Genomic DNA, 14,261 nt, shown 5'->3' on the forward strand with positions numbered 1-14,261 from the left:
GCCAAGCGGATTCTTGATGAAGGAGCCCGGCCATGACTATCAAAGGACGTTGCCACTGTGGCGCCGTTGCGTTCGAGATCGATGGCGAAATTCCCGCCCAGCTCACACGCTGCACCTGTTCGTTTTGCGCCAAGCGCGGCGCTTTGCTCGCCTATTTTTCGCCTGACCAGTTCCAGCTGGTGCCGGCGCCGTCGGGCGATAGCGCCTACCGCTGGAAAACCAGGGCGGTAGCGCACCATTTCTGCCCCTTGTGTGGCTGCGCGACCTTTTCCGATTCACCAGCCTTCGAGATGGATGGCAGTTGGGATGGCCATACCCGCCGCATAGGTGTCAATGCGCGCCTGTTCGACGATTTCGACGCCGCCACGGCCGACGTCACGGTGATCGACGGCAAGCACTTATGGTGATGCGCGGGCGGCCGACTTAAAAAAATCATCACGGCAAGTTCCGGTTATATAATTTATAACCTTTATGTTTATATAGGATCTACCCAGAGTGAAGCTACTTACCGCCATCATGCTCAGCGCAGGGATCCTGTCGCCAGCGTTCGCCGCTGCGCCAGCCATCCCCGTCAAACCTGCCGCAAGCAAGGCTGCCGCAGTCGAGGTCACCTCGGTCGAGGGGATTACCGAATACCGCCTGGCCAACGGCCTGCGCGTGCTGCTGTTCCCCGACGCGAGCAAGCCGACCCTGACCACCAACATCGTCTACATGGTGGGTTCGCGCCACGAGAACTATGGCGAGACCGGCATGGCGCACTTGCTGGAACACCTGCTGTTCAAGCCGACCGCCAACTTCGGCATCAAGAAAGGCAGCAAGACTCCGGTGGAAGTGCTGAACCAGACCGGTGGCCGCTTCAACGGCACGACCTGGTACGACCGCACCAATTACTTCTCGACCTTCCCGGCCAACGACGACAACCTCAAGCTGATGCTGGAGCTGGAAGCCGACCGCATGGTCAACTCGCCGATCAGCCAGGACGACCTGTGGAACAACAAGACCCAGAAAGGGGAGATGACGGTCGTACGTAACGAATTCGAACGCGGTGAAAGCGATCCGTTCCGCGTCACGCTCGAGCGCACCATGTCGGTCGCCTTCGACTGGCACAACTACGGCAAGTCGACCATCGGCGCCCGTTCCGACATCGAAGGCGTGAACATCGAGCGCCTGCGCGCGTTCTACCAGCGCTACTACCAGCCCGACAACGCGATCCTGATGGTGGCCGGCCGCTTCGACGAAGCCAAGGTGCTGGCCCAGATCAACGAACTGTTCGGCAAGATCCCCAAGCCAAGCCGCGTGCTGGCCCCGACCTATACCGCCGAACCGACGCAGGACGGCGAGCGTGCGGTCACCATACGCCGTAGCGGCGGCACCCAGATCGTGGCTGCCGGCTACCACGTTGCCCCGGCCAGCCATCCGGATGCGGCGGCCCTGCAGGTGCTGGGCCGCATCCTGTCCGAGGCCCCAAGCGGTCGCCTGCACAAGACCCTGGTGGATGCCAAGCTGGCGTCGTCCGTGATGGATCTCGACTTCAACCAGATGGAACCGGGCTACCACCTGTTTGCTGCCGTGGTGCCGAAGGACGGCCAGACCATGGCGGTGGAAGAGGCGATGCTGAAAGCGCTGGAAGACATCAAGTCCAATCCGGTCACCGAAGCTGAAGTGGAGCGCGCCAAAGCCTCGATCGCCAAGGACATCGACCAGACTGTCAACGACACTGCCCGCTTTACCATCGCCCTGACCTCGGCGCAAGCGGCGGGCGACTGGCGCCTGTTCCACCAGCGGCGCGACCAGGTTGAGAAAATCGACGTGGCGGCCGTGCAGGCCGCGGCACTGAAATACCTGAAACCTGCAAACCGTACGCTGGCACGCTTCATCCCGACTGACGCTGCCGACCGTACCGAGGTGCCGAAGACGCCGGACGTCGCCGCACTGGTCAAGGACTACAAGGGCCGCGCGGCAATCGCACAGGGCGAAGTGTTCGATCCCAGCCCCGACAATATTGAAAAACGCACCCAGCGTTCGGTGCTGGCCAACGGCATGAAGCTGGCGCTGCTGCCAAAGAGCACCAAGGGCAACACCGTCAGCGCGTCGCTGCAACTGCGCATGGGAACGGCCGAGAACCTGATGGGCAAGGCCGTCATCGGTGACCTGGCCGCCTCGTTGCTGTTGAGCGGTACCGAGCGCCTGTCGCGCCAGGAAGTCAAGGATGCCCTCGACAAGTTGAAGGCAAATGTGAACGTCAACGGCGGCGCCGAAGGCGTGACTGTCAACGTGACCACCACGCGCGACAAGCTGGCGGCAGTACTGGACCTGCTGGGTGAATCGCTGGTCAAGCCGGCATTCACGGCAAAGGACTTCTCCGAGCGCCAGCGCGAGATGATCTCCGGTACCGAACAGCAAATGACCGAGCCGCAACCATTGGCCGGCAACGCCATGCAACGCCTGACCAATACTTTCCCGGCGGGCCACGTGCGCTACACCATGACCTTGCCGGAGCAGCTGGCGGAACAAAAAGCCGCGACCCTGGAGCAAGTCAAAGCCTTCCACAAAGCCTACTACGGCGCGGGCAACGCGAGCCTGTCCGTGGTGGGTGATTTCGACGCCGCTGCCGTGCAGGCGCAGGCTGCCAAGCTGTTCGGCAACTGGAAGGCGGAGCAGCCCTACGTCCGCATCGCCAGCGAACTGAAACAGGTGGCGGGCCAGAGCATTTCGCTGGAGACACCGGACAAGGCCAACTCGGTCCTGTTCGCGATCCAGCCGGTGCCGATGAAAGACGACGCTGCAGCCTACCCGGCCCTGTTGATGGGTAACTACATGCTCGGCGGCGGCGCCCTGCGCAGCCGCCTGGCCGACCGCATTCGCCAGAAGGAAGGCCTGTCCTATGGGGTGGGCTCGCAACTGTCCGTGCCGGCACGCGATCCGGCCGGCTTGTGGCTGGCCTTCGCGATCAGCGCTCCGCAAAACACCGTCAAGGTGGAGGCCGCGCTGCGTGAAGAGCTGAACAAGGCGCTCAAGGAAGGCTTCACGGAAACCGAACTGGCCGACGCCAAGAAAGCCTGGCTGCAATCGCAGCAAGTGGGCCGTACCGGTGACGCGGGCCTGGCTGGCCGCCTGGCCAACTACCTGAGCTTCGACCGCACCATGGCCTTCGAAAAGGACCTGGAAGCCAAAGTCAGCGCGCTGACCGTGGCCCAGGTCAACGAAGCACTGCGTGCGAACCTGAAGCCGGAAGCCGTGTCGGTCATCAAAGCCGGTGACTTTGCCAAGGCAGCGGCGGGCGCGGCTGGTGTAACGCCAGCCTCCAAGCCGTAAGTGATGCCACCCCCGCCGCGCTGCGCGGCGGGGCTTCCGTCAAGCGCTGAGCAGCGCTTCCAGCTTGTCAAAGGACCCGCTCCATCCCTGCGTCATGCTGGCACGGTGTTCAAGGAAGGCTGCCAATTCTGCCGCCGTGGCTTTGCCTTCCACTTCCCACGTCACGGTAACCCTGGTGCGCTCAGGGGTTTCGGCAGCGAATTGCACCGTGGTGCGCATGGTTTCCGGCCATACCGGCGCCATCGGGTGGCGTGCGATCTTCTCGTTCTCGTCGCAGAATTGCTGGGTGTAGACCAGCAGGTTGGGGCGGCGGATTTCCTTGTAATGGGCGCGGCCATACATGGTGATGGCCGCATTGCTCATGCAGTAAAGCGACTCGCCTCCGGTGCGGATGTCTGCGCGCAGGAAGCGCATTTCCATGCCGGTTGGCGGAAGCCAGCGGGCCAGGTGCTCTGGCCTGGTCCACATGTCGAATACAGTCTCCAGTGGCGCTTCGAAGCTGCGATTGATGACGAACTTGTCTTCGTCCGCCAGGCGCTTGCCCAGGTATTCCGCCAGCCGGTCCCAGGTCGAATCGCCGTTGGCGTGCCTGATGAACTGGCGGGTCTGGGCGGCGGCTTCCGCATCGGCCAGGGCCATGGTCATGTCCATGCGGGTCCTGCCATCGACCTCGGCGAACAGCACCGTGACGCGGAACAGCGGCGGCGTGTCGTCCGTGGCGCCGTGGTCGTAGACCAGCTTGTGCAGCGGCTCCACCACATGGTAGGTGGTCTTGTTCGGGAAATCGGTACCGTCCGGGCCGTGCATGGTGTAGCGCCACGTGCCGCCGACGCGCAAGTCCTTGCTGTGCGTGGTCAGCGTAAAGCCGCGCGGCCCCCACCATTGCGCGACCTGGGCCGGATCGGTCCACGCATCCCATACCGCCTGCACCGGCGCGTCATAGGTGCGGATAATGCGAATCTCATTCGGGGCGCTGAATTCAGCCATTTTCGTCTCCTTTAGGTGGGTTTTTTGCGGTAACGGTTTTCAGGTAGGCATCGAGGCGGTCGAAACTCTCTTCCCAGAACACGCGGTATGGCTCCATCCAGTCGGCGGCATCCTTCAGGCCATCGCCATTGATTTTGCAGGAGCGCCACTGCGCCTTGCGCGTCTTGGTAATGAGGCCGGCTTTTTCCAGTACCTGCAAATGCTTGGTAATGGCGGGCAAGCTCATCTCGTCCAGGAAGGGCTGGGCCAGGTCGGAAACGTTGGCCTCACCCTGCGACAGCCGCGCCAGCATGGCACGCCGTGTCGGGTCTGCCAGGGCAGAAAAAGTTTGGCTGAGCGCGTCTTGCATCGAATTTCACCAATCATTTAATTAACCTATTGGTTTAATATAAGTCGGAGAGCGGGCGCCGTCAAGAAAGAAAAACGCCGATCGCGAGGATCGGCGTTTTCAAGGAGCGTTCAGCTTACTTGCGAGGCTTGCGGCGCGAAACGGCGATTCCCGCCAAGCCCAGGGATAGCAGCAGCATGCTGGCTGGCTCTGGTACGTCATTCGGCGTCGTGGTGTTGGTGAAGGAGAAGCTCAGGTCGTTGAACTCGAACGGACCGTTGTCCAAGTCTTCGAAGCTCACCAGCGTGGTGTTGGGAAGCCAGTTGCCCTGGACGCGCGCATGCAGCGCGCCGTCCGGATTGCGGCTGGCCAGGCCCGTGAAAAAATCCGTGTTGGTATTGTTGACGTGCAAGCGGAAGACGAGTTCGCTACCCGTGGCAAAGCTGCCCAGGTTCACAGTCGCGCCAACGGCGGAGCCATGATTGTTGAACAGGAAAATGTCATTGCCGGCGATGCCGTCGTCGGTAAAGAGGTAGAGGTCGTTGCTGTAAGAAGCGGAATTGCCTTCGTACCGGGCGATGATGTTGGCAGTATTGCCGACCAGCACAGGATTGCCCTCGGTACCGGAAGCTGCAATCGGGAGAGCAAAGGCGGAAAGTGGGGCAATCAGTGCGATGGCAGCCAGGAGCTGACGAACAGGTTTCATATTGAGTCCAAAAAGTTAAAAAAGACTCAACAGGCTTAGCACATATCGCGCCATAACAACAACATTACCGTTTTCACTTGTAGTTACAAGCGGTCACGATTTGTTTTACTCGTGAAATTCGTTGCTTTACAGTTAATGTGTAAAGTTTTCCGACACCTTCGCCCACGCTCGCGGACCGGGGCGATTCGCGAGTGATGGGCGAATGCCGATTCACATCAGAAGTAGTAGTTGCCCGAAATGCCAACGTGGTTGGCTTTCACTTCAACTTTGTTGTAGCGGTTCTTGACTTCAAATTTCTCATTCACGTAACGCAGTTTGATGCTGATGTGCGGCGTGAACAGGTACTCCCCTTCCACCACAGCGCTCAGGGTGTTGTCGAACTTCACGTCCTCGATTTCGGCCGCGCCGCTGCCGCTCAGCTTGGCGCCAGTGACGTAGCGCAGGCCGGTGCCAATCTTCCATTGCGGGTCGATATGGTAGAAAGCCAGGGCTTCGATCGGGAAGCGGTTGAAGTGCAGGTCGCCGTTGCGCGCAGACTGGTTATCCACGTGGAAGTTGACGCTGGTTTGCGCCGAAAACTGCTCATTGATGCGGAAGTCCAGGCCGCCGGTGAAATAGACGCCGGAGCCGGCACGGATGCTGGCGGTATCGCCATTGGTGTACTCGGCAGTGGCCAGTTTGTCGCCGCCAGCGCTGGCGCCGAGGCCGACGAAGGGACGCACGGTTTGAGCCGGGGCAGCAGCGTCCTGGGCGTAGGAGGAGGAGGCGATTGCCAGTGCGGCGAGGGCGAATACAGCTTGTTTCATGCTAAAGATCTCTTGTTTTGAAAGTGTGGGAAAAGGCATTACCCAGGGGTACTGAGGTAGCTTGCCATCCGGCATATCGGTCATATTATTTGCCGGGAGGAAAGTAAGCGCGAGATAGTATCATGTTGATACCTTTGGAAAATGCGCTAATTCTCACAAAGTCAAAAGGCGGGCGCACAAAACGAAAACGCCGACCACTAGGGTCGGCGTTTTCACTTTTTATTCTTGGTGGCCCGGGGCGGAATCGAACCACCGACACAAGGATTTTCAGTCCTCTGCTCTACCAACTGAGCTACCAGGCCAAGAGGCAGCATTATAGCAGGGAATCCTTGGTTTGCAATAGCCTTTTTCCATTGAGGGAAAGCTATAATGCGCGGATGAACAAGCCCACGCATCACCATGTGCAGACCGCGGTCTGCATCGTCGGCAATGGCGCCATAGCCAAGACGGCAGCCCTTGCGTTTGCCCAGTCCGGATTGAGCGTAACTGTGCTTGGCCCACCCCCGGCGCCGATGCGCCCGGACGAGGCGAGCTGGGACGTCCGCGTGTTCGCCCTCAACCATACTGCCCACCGCCTGCTCGATTCGCTGAAAGTATGGGGAGCGATGGATCAGTCGCGCATCGCCCCGGTCGACGCCATGCTGGTCAATGGCGACGGCAGCAAGGCCGGCGCGCTGAACTTCGATGCCTACGGCGCCCACACCGGCACCCTGTGCTGGATCGTGGAAGACCGCAACCTGAACCAGGCCCTGGATGCAGCGCTGCGTTTCGCGCAGAACGTGCATTTCGTGCAAGGCAAGGCCGTCGCGCTGAAGCATGACGAGCAGGGCGCCGTGATCACCCTGGACGATGGTTCCCACCTTGGCGCTTCGCTGGTGGTTGGCGCCGACGGCGCCCAGTCCTGGGTGCGCGGCCAGTGCGATATCGGCCTGGATTACCGTCCTTATAACCAGAGCGGCGTGGTGTCCAACTTTGCCTGCGAATTGCCGCATCACGGTGTCGCACACCAGTGGTTCACCGGCGAGCAGGGCATTGTCGCCTTGCTGCCGCTGCCGGGCAGGCAGGTCTCGCTGGTATGGTCGGCGCCGGACATGCTGGCCGATTCCCTGTGCCGCGAAGGTGCTACAGCGCTGGCCGAAAGGCTGGCTGCTTTTGCGCAGGAGAAGCTGGGCAAGCTGACCCCGCTGCAGCCGGAAGTCGTCAAGGCCTTCCCTTTGCGCTTGATGCGCCCCCATGCGATGGTGGCGCCGCGCGTGGCCCTGGTGGGGGACGCCGCCCACGTGGTGCACCCGCTGGCCGGGCATGGCATGAACCTGGGCTTCGGCGACGTGCAGGAACTGGTCAAGGCCGTGGCGGAGCGGGAAGAACACCGCTCCATCGGCGATGACCGCGTGCTGGCGCGTTATGCCCGCGCACGCAAGGAAGAAGTGAGCCTGATGCTGGCCACCACGGATGGCCTGGAGCGCCTGTTCGGCACCGATCTCGAACCGGTGCGCGCAGTGCGCAATTTCGGGCTAAACTTGCTGGATAAATTGCCGGGCGTAAAGCGCCGGCTGATTTCACATGCCCTCGGAAAGCTGTAAAGCGGAGAACTTAATGAATAAGAGTAAGCTGGTATTGGCATTGGCTTCGGTCATGCTGATGTCCTGTGCGGATGCGCAGAACGCAAAAGAAGAAGCGCAACTGCGCAAAGCCCTGGCCGAGCGCCTGAACGGCGTCAAGATCGACTCCGTCAAGAAGTCTCCGATCCCTGGGATGTACGAAGTCGCCATCGGCAATGAGGTGCGCTACGCGGACCCGACCGGGCGCTACCTGGTGGAAGGGCATATCCTTGACCTGCAGACCCGGACCGACCTGACCCAGGCCCGCATCGATGACCTGAACAAGATCAAGTTCGACGACCTGCCGTTCGAACTGGCGCTGAAGACCGTCAAGGGCAACGGCAAGCGCGTGATGGCGATCTTCGAAGACCCGAACTGCGGCTATTGCAAGCGCTTCCGCCAGACCACGCTGGCCAATATGGACAATGTGACCGTCTACACCTTCCTGTACAACATCCTGTCGCCGGATTCATTTGCCAAATCGCAGAACATCTGGTGCTCGGCCGACCGCAACAAGGCGTGGGATGACTGGATGTTGAACGGCAAGGCCGCGCCGGTTGCGCCGAACGGCTGCACCGCGCCGAACGACAAGGTACTGGCCCTGGGCCAGAAAATGAGCATCAATGGCACGCCTGCGATCTTCTTCGCCGACGGCAGCCGCATTGCAGGAGCAGTTGACCAGCGTACGCTGGAAGCAAAGTTCGCCACCATCAAGTAAAAACGCGGGCTCGGGTCCGGCAACCGGACCTGTACCCGGAGATACCTTAACTAGGGAGCTGGCATGGTCACATTGAACATCAACGGGCGCGACGTGCAAGTCGACGCCGACCCTTCTACGCCTATCCTGTGGGCCTTGCGCGACAACCTCAATATGACCGGCACCAAGTTCGGCTGCGGCATGGCGATGTGCGGTGCGTGCACAGTGCATCTGGAAGGCCAGGCAATCCGCTCCTGCGTGACGCCGATTTCGGCGGCGGTGGGCCAGAAGATCACCACCATTGAAGCCATGTCTGCCGACAAGGTGGGCAAGGCGGTGCAGGATGCCTGGGTCAAGCACGATGTACCGCAATGTGGCTACTGCCAGAGCGGCCAGGTGATGAGCGCAACGGCGCTGCTGCGCACCAACAAGGCGCCGACTGACAGCGATATCGACAATGCCATGTCGGGCAATATCTGCCGCTGTGGTACCTATCAACGGATCCGCGCCGCCATCAAGGACGCCGCGAAATCCATCGCTTGAGGGAGACGGCCATGCGCAAAGAATGGTTCATGGCAGCTCAAGCGGACGGCGTGGCTTCTGAAGGAGTGTCGCGCCGTACTTTCCTCAAGGCCGGCAGTGGCCTGATCCTCGGCTTCTACGTGGCCAGCAACGGCGGGCGCTTTGCCCGGGCACTGGCCGCCGATGCCCCGGCCAAGCCGCCAGTGGCGCCCAACGCCTTCCTGCATATCGCACCGGATAATACCGTCACCATCCAGGTCAACCGGCTCGAATTCGGCCAGGGCGTGCATACGGCGCTGCCGATGCTGATCGCCGAGGAGCTGGATGCGGACTGGTCGCAGGTGCGCTCTTCGCTGGCGCCAGCCGGCGACCCCTATAAAGACCCCAACTTCGGCATCCAGATGACGGGCGGTTCCACCGCCGTCAAGCATTCCTGGCAGCAGCACCGTGAAATCGGCGCCCGTGCGCGCGCCATGCTGGTTGCCGCGGCGGCCGAGCAGTGGAAAGTGCCAGTTTCGCAGGTACGCGCGTCGAAAGGCTTGCTGACCGGACCATCCGGCCAGAGCGCGACGTATGGCGCGATGGCCGATGCGGCGATGAAGCAGCCGGTGCCGACCGAAGTCAAGCTGAAAGACCAGAAGGACTTCACCATCATCGGCAAGCCGACGCCGCGCCTGGATGCGCGCGCGAAGTCGACCGGCACGCAGCAATTTGGCATGGACTTCAAGCCGGAAGGCACCAAGGTTGTGGTGGTGGCGCGTCCGCCTGTCTTTGGGGGCAAGGTGAAGAAGTTCGATGCGGCCAAGGCCAAGGCCATTCCGGGCGTGATCGACGTGATCAAGGTCGATACCGACCGTGGCGGCAGCGGCCTGGCCGTGGTGGCGAATGGCTACTGGCCGGCCAGGCAGGGGCGCGAGGCCCTGGTGGTCGAATGGGATACCGAGGGCCTGGAAAAAGTCAGCAGCAAGAAGCAGCTGGCCGAGTACAAGGCCCTGGCGAAGAAGGCCGGAATGCCGGTGAAGAAGGCCGATATTGCGGCCATCGCCAAGGCGCCGAAAAAGATCAGCGCGACCTATGAATTCCCTTACCTGGCGCACGCGCCGATGGAGCCTTTGAACTGCGTGGTCGACCTGAAGGGCGACTCCTGCACCATCTGGGCTGGCAGCCAGTTCCAGACGCTGGACGCGGTGGCAGCGGCCAAGGCGGCCGGCCTGACGCCGGACAAGGTCACGTTGAACACCATGATGGCCGGCGGCGGTTTCGGCCGCCGCGCGGTGCCGACTTCCGACTACATCGTGGAAGCCGTGAACGTGGCCAAGGCTTGGGGCAAGGGTCCGGTCAAGCTGATCTGGAGCCGCGAGGACGATATCAAGGGCGGCTACTACCGTCCTTCGCATGTGCACCAAGCCGATATCGGCTTCGACGCCAAGGGCAATATCGTGGGCTGGAATCATGTGATCGTTGGCCAGTCCATCATTACCGGCACGCCGTTCGAGCCGATGATGGTCAAGGACGGCGTGGACGCGACGATGGTCGAGGGCATGGGCGATCCGTACTCGGTGCCGATGAACCTGAGCGTGCATAACGTGAAGGCCAATGTGCCGGTGCTGTGGTGGCGCTCCGTGGGCTCGACCCACACCGCCTTCGTGATGGAGACGCTGATTGACGAAGCGGCGCATGTCGCCAAAATGGACCCGGTGGAGTATCGCCGCAAGCTGATCGATCCCAAGCATGCGCGCCAGTTGGCGGCGCTGAACCTGGCGGTCGAGAAGTCGGGCTACGGCAAGACCAAATTGCCGAAAGGCCAGGCCTGGGGCGTGGCGCTGCATGAATCGTTCGAAACCTCGGTGGCCTACGTCGTGGTGGCGTCCATCAGGAATGGCCAGCCCAAGGTGCACAAGGTGACAGCAGGCGTGCATTGCAACCTGCCGGTGAACCCGATGACCATCGAAGCGCAGGTGCAGGGCGCCGCGCTGATGGGACTGGGCACCACCTTGCCTGGCGCGGCGATCACGCTGAAGGATGGCCTGGTCGAGCAGTCGAATTTCAGCGACTACACGGTAGCGCGCATGACGGACATGCCGGTGGTGGAAGTGTTCACCGTCGCATCGACCGACAATCCTACCGGCATGGGCGAACCGGGCTTGCCGCCGCTGGCGCCGGCGCTGGCCAACGCAGTGTTCAAGCTGACCGGCAAACGCGTACGCAAGCTGCCGTTCGACCTGGCCAAGGCGTAAGGCAGGCATAGCACGTGGCCGCTCCCGACCCCGCCCACGCGTCCGCCGCTGCTGCGGACGCTGGCGCTGGCGCCGTTGCAGGCATCTTGCTGGCTGCAGGCCGCGGCAGCCGTTTCGATCCGACCGGCGAGCGCTATAAGCTGCTGCAGGCGCTGCCGAATGGCGAGCCGGTCGTCGTGGCCAGTGCCCGCGCCTTGCAGGCCGCGGTGCCGCGCGTAATAGCGGTAGTTCGCGCGGAAGACGCGGCCACGGCCAATCTTTTACGCGGCCTTGGCTGCGAAGTTGCCGTTTGCGAAAACGCGGGCGAGGGCATGGCCGCCTCGCTGGCATGCGGCGTGCGGCGCGCGCAGGACGCCGGGGGCTGGCTGATTGCGCTGGCCGACATGCCTTATGTGCAGCCGGCCACGATGGCGGCGCTGGCGGATGCCGTGACAACCGCAACGACGATCGCAGCGCCGGTGCACGATGGCCAACGCGGCAACCCGGTTGCCTTCGGCCGCGTCCACCTGCATGCCTTGCTGGCGCTGGCCGGAGACCAGGGCGCCCGCAGCATCTTGAAGAACAACCCGGTTAACGAACTGATGGTGGACGATCCCGGCATCCTGCAGGACATCGACACGCCATCCGACATCCAATGAAAAACAAAAAAATCAGCTACACCATCGCCGCCAAAGACCCGGCAACCCATATGTTCCAGGTCACGATGACCATTGAAGCGCCAGCGGCGGAAGGCCAGGTCCTGGTGCTGCCAGCTTGGATCCCCGGCAGCTACATGATCCGCGAATTCTCGCGCAACATCGTGCAGATCCGCGCCGAGGCAGGCGGCCAGCCGGTCGAACTGTCGAAGCTGGACAAGCACTCGTGGCAAGCCGAGCCCTGCAAGGGCAAGCTTACCGTGCATTACGAAGTCTATGCCTGGGACCTTTCGGTGCGCGCCGCCCACCTTGACCAAACGCACGGCTTCTTCAACGGCACCAGCGTGTTCCTGCGCGCCCTTGGTCAGGAAGGCGAGCCGCACGTGGTCGACATCCAGCGGCCTGCCCATGAAGCAGCGTCCAAATGGCGGGTTGCCACCGCATTGAAGGAATTGAAAGCCAGGCGCTACGGCTTTGGCACTTACGTCGCGCAGGACTACGACGAATTGATCGACAGCCCGGTGGAAATGGGCACGTTCGAGATGGCCAGCTTCAAGGCGCTAGGCGTGCAGCACGACGTGGTGTTCACCGGACGCGTGCCAAACCTCGACATTGCCCGCGTTTGCGCCGACCTGAAGCAGATCTGCGAGACGCAGATCGCCTTCTTCGAGCCACGCACGAAGAAGGCGCCGATGGACCGCTACGTGTTCATGACGATGGTGGTGGGCGACGGCTACGGCGGCCTGGAACACCGCGCCTCCACGGCGCTGTTCTGCTCCCGTGCCGACTTGCCCACCACAGCGCAGAAAGGCAAGGAGCCGAGCGAAGGCTATATGAAGTTCCTGGGCCTGTGCAGCCACGAATACTTCCACACCTGGAACGTCAAGCGCATCAAGCCGGCGGTGTTTGCTCCTTACGATTACCAGGCAGAGAACTACACTCCGCTGCTCTGGCTGTTCGAAGGGTTTACCAGCTACTACGACGACCTGTTGCTGGTGCGTGCCGGCCTGCTGTCGGAAGAAGGCTACTTCAAGATGCTGGGCAAGACTGTCGGCGCCGTGCTGCGCGGCAGCGGCCGCACCAAGCAAAGCGTGGCCGATTCCAGCTTCGACGCCTGGGGCAAGTACTACCGCCAGGACGAGAACTCGCCGAATGCCATCGTCAGCTACTACGCCAAGGGCTCGCTGATCGGCCTGGGCCTGGACCTGACCATTCGTGCCAAGACTAATGGCAAGCGCTCGCTGGACGACATCATGCGCGCGCTGTGGCAGAAGTTCGGCCGGGATTTCTACAACGGCAAGCCGCGCGGCGTGACGCCGGAAGAAGTGGAAGCGCTGTTCGACAACGTGGCTGGCTTCAAGCTGAAGACTTTCTTCGACAAATACATCCGCGGCACCGAAGACGTGCCGCTGGCCAAGCTGCTGCCTCAATTCGGCGTGGGCTACAAGGACGAACGCAAGGCGTCCAAGCCTGGCCTGGACGTCAACCTCGGCCGCGAGGGCACCGACTGCAAGCTGAGTGCCGTGCATGATGGCGGCGCCGCGCAGAAGGCCGGCCTGTCGGCCAACGACCTGCTGGTGGCCATCGACGGCCTGCGCGTCAGCGGAAACCCGTCCAACGTGGATGGCCTGCTGTCGCGCTACAAGGTCGGCGAAACCGTGCAGGTGCATGCCTTCCGCCGCGACGAGCTGATGGCCTTCGACGTGGTGCTGCAAGGCGATCGCGTGCCGGGCATCACCATCGCCGTGGAGCAGCAGAAAACCAGCCTGCGCCGCCCGACCGCCTGATGGCGCCGTGACGTTCGCGCTGGATCCGTTCACCATCCTGTTCACCACCACGCTGGCCTGCGCGTGCTGGCGGTAGGCATGGTATTCCATGCTTGCGAGCTTCCGGCGCGAGGTCGCCGGCGTTGGGCACTGGGCCTGCGGGCTGCTTTGCATGGTTGGCGCAGGTGGGCTGTTCCTGTCGCGCGGCATGCTGCCCGACGAAGCGGTACTGCCTGCGGCCAATACCTTCCTGATGTGGGGCATCGGCTTGTCGATGGTGGGGACGCGGCGCTTTTTCGGCGAGCCGCCGGGATGGACGATATTCCACGCGGCGTGGCGGCCATGTTAATCAGCGGCCAGGCGGCGGACCCAGTCGCAATTGCAGGAATGTTAACAGCCGGGATTTCCAAATTGCACAATCAGCATCGGTATTGCCAGCCAGCAAACTTTGGGTGAGTCCCTTGACAGCTTGTCGTCGCGCGCCGACGCCGCCCTGTACCGCGCCAAGGCAAACGGGCGCAACCGTACTGAAATCGCGGCCCCTACACCTTTGGCGGCCTGACTGTCGCCACGTTGGCGGCTGTCGTTTTCATGCCGCACAGACTATTCTTTTGCTCGCCGGTAATTTACCATCACTCATTACGAGTTTGGCTACGTTTAA

At 62.0% G+C, this 14,261-nt stretch carries 14 protein-coding genes and 1 tRNA gene; 10 read left to right on the forward strand and 5 right to left on the reverse strand.

Annotated features, from left to right (window positions below):
- Positions 1–32 precede the first annotated feature (32 nt).
- Together ACN9MY_RS05820 and ACN9MY_RS05825 are read left to right on the forward strand one after the other, a co-directional pair.
- The gene (locus ACN9MY_RS05820; protein WP_426168399.1) at positions 33–407 is read left to right on the forward strand and encodes a GFA family protein; all 375 of its coding nucleotides are present in this window, start codon (positions 33–35) and stop codon (positions 405–407) included.
- An 88-nt stretch (positions 408–495) separates the two neighbouring features.
- Entirely contained in the window at positions 496–3,315 is a 2,820-nt protein-coding gene (locus ACN9MY_RS05825) for a M16 family metallopeptidase (RefSeq protein WP_426336966.1), read from the forward strand.
- A gap of 39 nt (positions 3,316–3,354) precedes the next feature.
- On the opposite strand, the gene ACN9MY_RS05830 is transcribed toward ACN9MY_RS05825, so the two are convergent.
- The 5 genes from ACN9MY_RS05830 to ACN9MY_RS05850 all read right to left on the reverse strand — a co-directional run bounded on the left by ACN9MY_RS05830 (position 3,355) and on the right by ACN9MY_RS05850 (position 6,444).
- Positions 3,355–4,302 (reverse strand): SRPBCC family protein, encoded by a 948-nt coding sequence (locus ACN9MY_RS05830; protein ID WP_426321108.1) that lies wholly within the window; start codon positions 4,300–4,302, stop codon positions 3,355–3,357.
- Positions 4,295–4,651, reverse strand: a complete 357-nt coding sequence (locus tag ACN9MY_RS05835; protein ID WP_426168406.1) for an ArsR/SmtB family transcription factor — start codon at positions 4,649–4,651, stop codon at positions 4,295–4,297. Before ACN9MY_RS05835 ends, ACN9MY_RS05830 begins: the two co-directional genes overlap by 8 nt.
- A gap of 115 nt (positions 4,652–4,766) precedes the next feature.
- Positions 4,767–5,336, reverse strand: coding sequence for a PEP-CTERM sorting domain-containing protein (locus tag ACN9MY_RS05840; protein WP_426336967.1), 570 nt, complete (start codon positions 5,334–5,336; stop codon positions 4,767–4,769).
- Positions 5,337–5,551: 215 nt separating this feature from the next.
- A complete protein-coding gene (locus ACN9MY_RS05845; RefSeq protein WP_426321111.1) occupies positions 5,552–6,142 on the reverse strand; it encodes an outer membrane beta-barrel protein in 591 nt (196 codons plus the stop codon).
- A gap of 226 nt (positions 6,143–6,368) precedes the next feature.
- Positions 6,369–6,444, reverse strand: a tRNA-Phe gene (locus ACN9MY_RS05850).
- A gap of 75 nt (positions 6,445–6,519) precedes the next feature.
- Here ACN9MY_RS05850 and ACN9MY_RS05855 point away from each other — a divergent pair.
- From ACN9MY_RS05855 to ACN9MY_RS05890, 8 genes are all read left to right on the forward strand, one after another.
- Complete coding sequence (locus tag ACN9MY_RS05855; RefSeq protein WP_426336968.1) at positions 6,520–7,725, forward strand: UbiH/UbiF family hydroxylase; 1,206 nt, start codon at positions 6,520–6,522, stop codon at positions 7,723–7,725.
- 13 nt (positions 7,726–7,738) lie between these two features.
- Positions 7,739–8,461 (forward strand): DsbC family protein, encoded by a 723-nt coding sequence (locus tag ACN9MY_RS05860; RefSeq protein ID WP_426321115.1) that lies wholly within the window; start codon positions 7,739–7,741, stop codon positions 8,459–8,461.
- A gap of 63 nt (positions 8,462–8,524) precedes the next feature.
- Positions 8,525–8,983 (forward strand): (2Fe-2S)-binding protein, encoded by a 459-nt coding sequence (locus ACN9MY_RS05865; RefSeq protein WP_426168417.1) that lies wholly within the window; start codon positions 8,525–8,527, stop codon positions 8,981–8,983.
- Positions 8,984–8,994: 11 nt separating this feature from the next.
- Positions 8,995–11,199 (forward strand): molybdopterin cofactor-binding domain-containing protein, encoded by a 2,205-nt coding sequence (locus ACN9MY_RS05870; protein ID WP_426321117.1) that lies wholly within the window; start codon positions 8,995–8,997, stop codon positions 11,197–11,199.
- A 14-nt stretch (positions 11,200–11,213) separates the two neighbouring features.
- The gene (locus tag ACN9MY_RS05875) at positions 11,214–11,837 is read left to right on the forward strand and encodes a nucleotidyltransferase family protein (RefSeq protein WP_426321119.1); all 624 of its coding nucleotides are present in this window, start codon (positions 11,214–11,216) and stop codon (positions 11,835–11,837) included.
- Entirely contained in the window at positions 11,834–13,621 is a 1,788-nt protein-coding gene (locus tag ACN9MY_RS05880) for a M61 family metallopeptidase (protein WP_426321121.1), read from the forward strand. Before ACN9MY_RS05875 ends, ACN9MY_RS05880 begins: the two co-directional genes overlap by 4 nt.
- 88 nt (positions 13,622–13,709) lie before the next feature.
- Positions 13,710–13,949: a hypothetical protein gene (locus ACN9MY_RS05885; protein ID WP_426168426.1), complete on the forward strand. Its 240-nt coding sequence runs from the start codon at positions 13,710–13,712 to the stop codon at positions 13,947–13,949.
- A gap of 75 nt (positions 13,950–14,024) precedes the next feature.
- The gene (locus ACN9MY_RS05890; RefSeq protein WP_426323692.1) at positions 14,025–14,162 is read left to right on the forward strand and encodes a diguanylate cyclase domain-containing protein; all 138 of its coding nucleotides are present in this window, start codon (positions 14,025–14,027) and stop codon (positions 14,160–14,162) included.
- Positions 14,163–14,261: the final 99 nt, after the last annotated feature.

Origin of the sequence: Pseudoduganella sp. R-31 (assembly GCF_049913235.1) — a bacterium.
In the GTDB taxonomy this organism is placed as follows: domain Bacteria; phylum Pseudomonadota; class Gammaproteobacteria; order Burkholderiales; family Burkholderiaceae_D; genus Rugamonas.

Coding starts and splice junctions, on each gene's coding strand:
- ACN9MY_RS05820 (WP_426168399.1), top strand. CDS start 33: ATGACTATCAAAGGACGTTGCCACTGTGGCGCCGTTGCGTTCGAGATC.
- ACN9MY_RS05830 (WP_426321108.1), bottom strand. CDS start 4,302: ATGGCTGAATTCAGCGCCCCGAATGAGATTCGCATTATCCGCACCTAT.
- ACN9MY_RS05835 (WP_426168406.1), bottom strand. CDS start 4,651: ATGCAAGACGCGCTCAGCCAAACTTTTTCTGCCCTGGCAGACCCGACA.
- ACN9MY_RS05840 (WP_426336967.1), bottom strand. CDS start 5,336: ATGAAACCTGTTCGTCAGCTCCTGGCTGCCATCGCACTGATTGCCCCA.
- ACN9MY_RS05845 (WP_426321111.1), bottom strand. CDS start 6,142: ATGAAACAAGCTGTATTCGCCCTCGCCGCACTGGCAATCGCCTCCTCC.
- ACN9MY_RS05855 (WP_426336968.1), top strand. CDS start 6,520: ATGAACAAGCCCACGCATCACCATGTGCAGACCGCGGTCTGCATCGTC.
- ACN9MY_RS05860 (WP_426321115.1), top strand. CDS start 7,739: ATGAATAAGAGTAAGCTGGTATTGGCATTGGCTTCGGTCATGCTGATG.
- ACN9MY_RS05865 (WP_426168417.1), top strand. CDS start 8,525: ATGGTCACATTGAACATCAACGGGCGCGACGTGCAAGTCGACGCCGAC.
- ACN9MY_RS05870 (WP_426321117.1), top strand. CDS start 8,995: ATGCGCAAAGAATGGTTCATGGCAGCTCAAGCGGACGGCGTGGCTTCT.
- ACN9MY_RS05880 (WP_426321121.1), top strand. CDS start 11,834: ATGAAAAACAAAAAAATCAGCTACACCATCGCCGCCAAAGACCCGGCA.
- ACN9MY_RS05885 (WP_426168426.1), top strand. CDS start 13,710: ATGCTTGCGAGCTTCCGGCGCGAGGTCGCCGGCGTTGGGCACTGGGCC.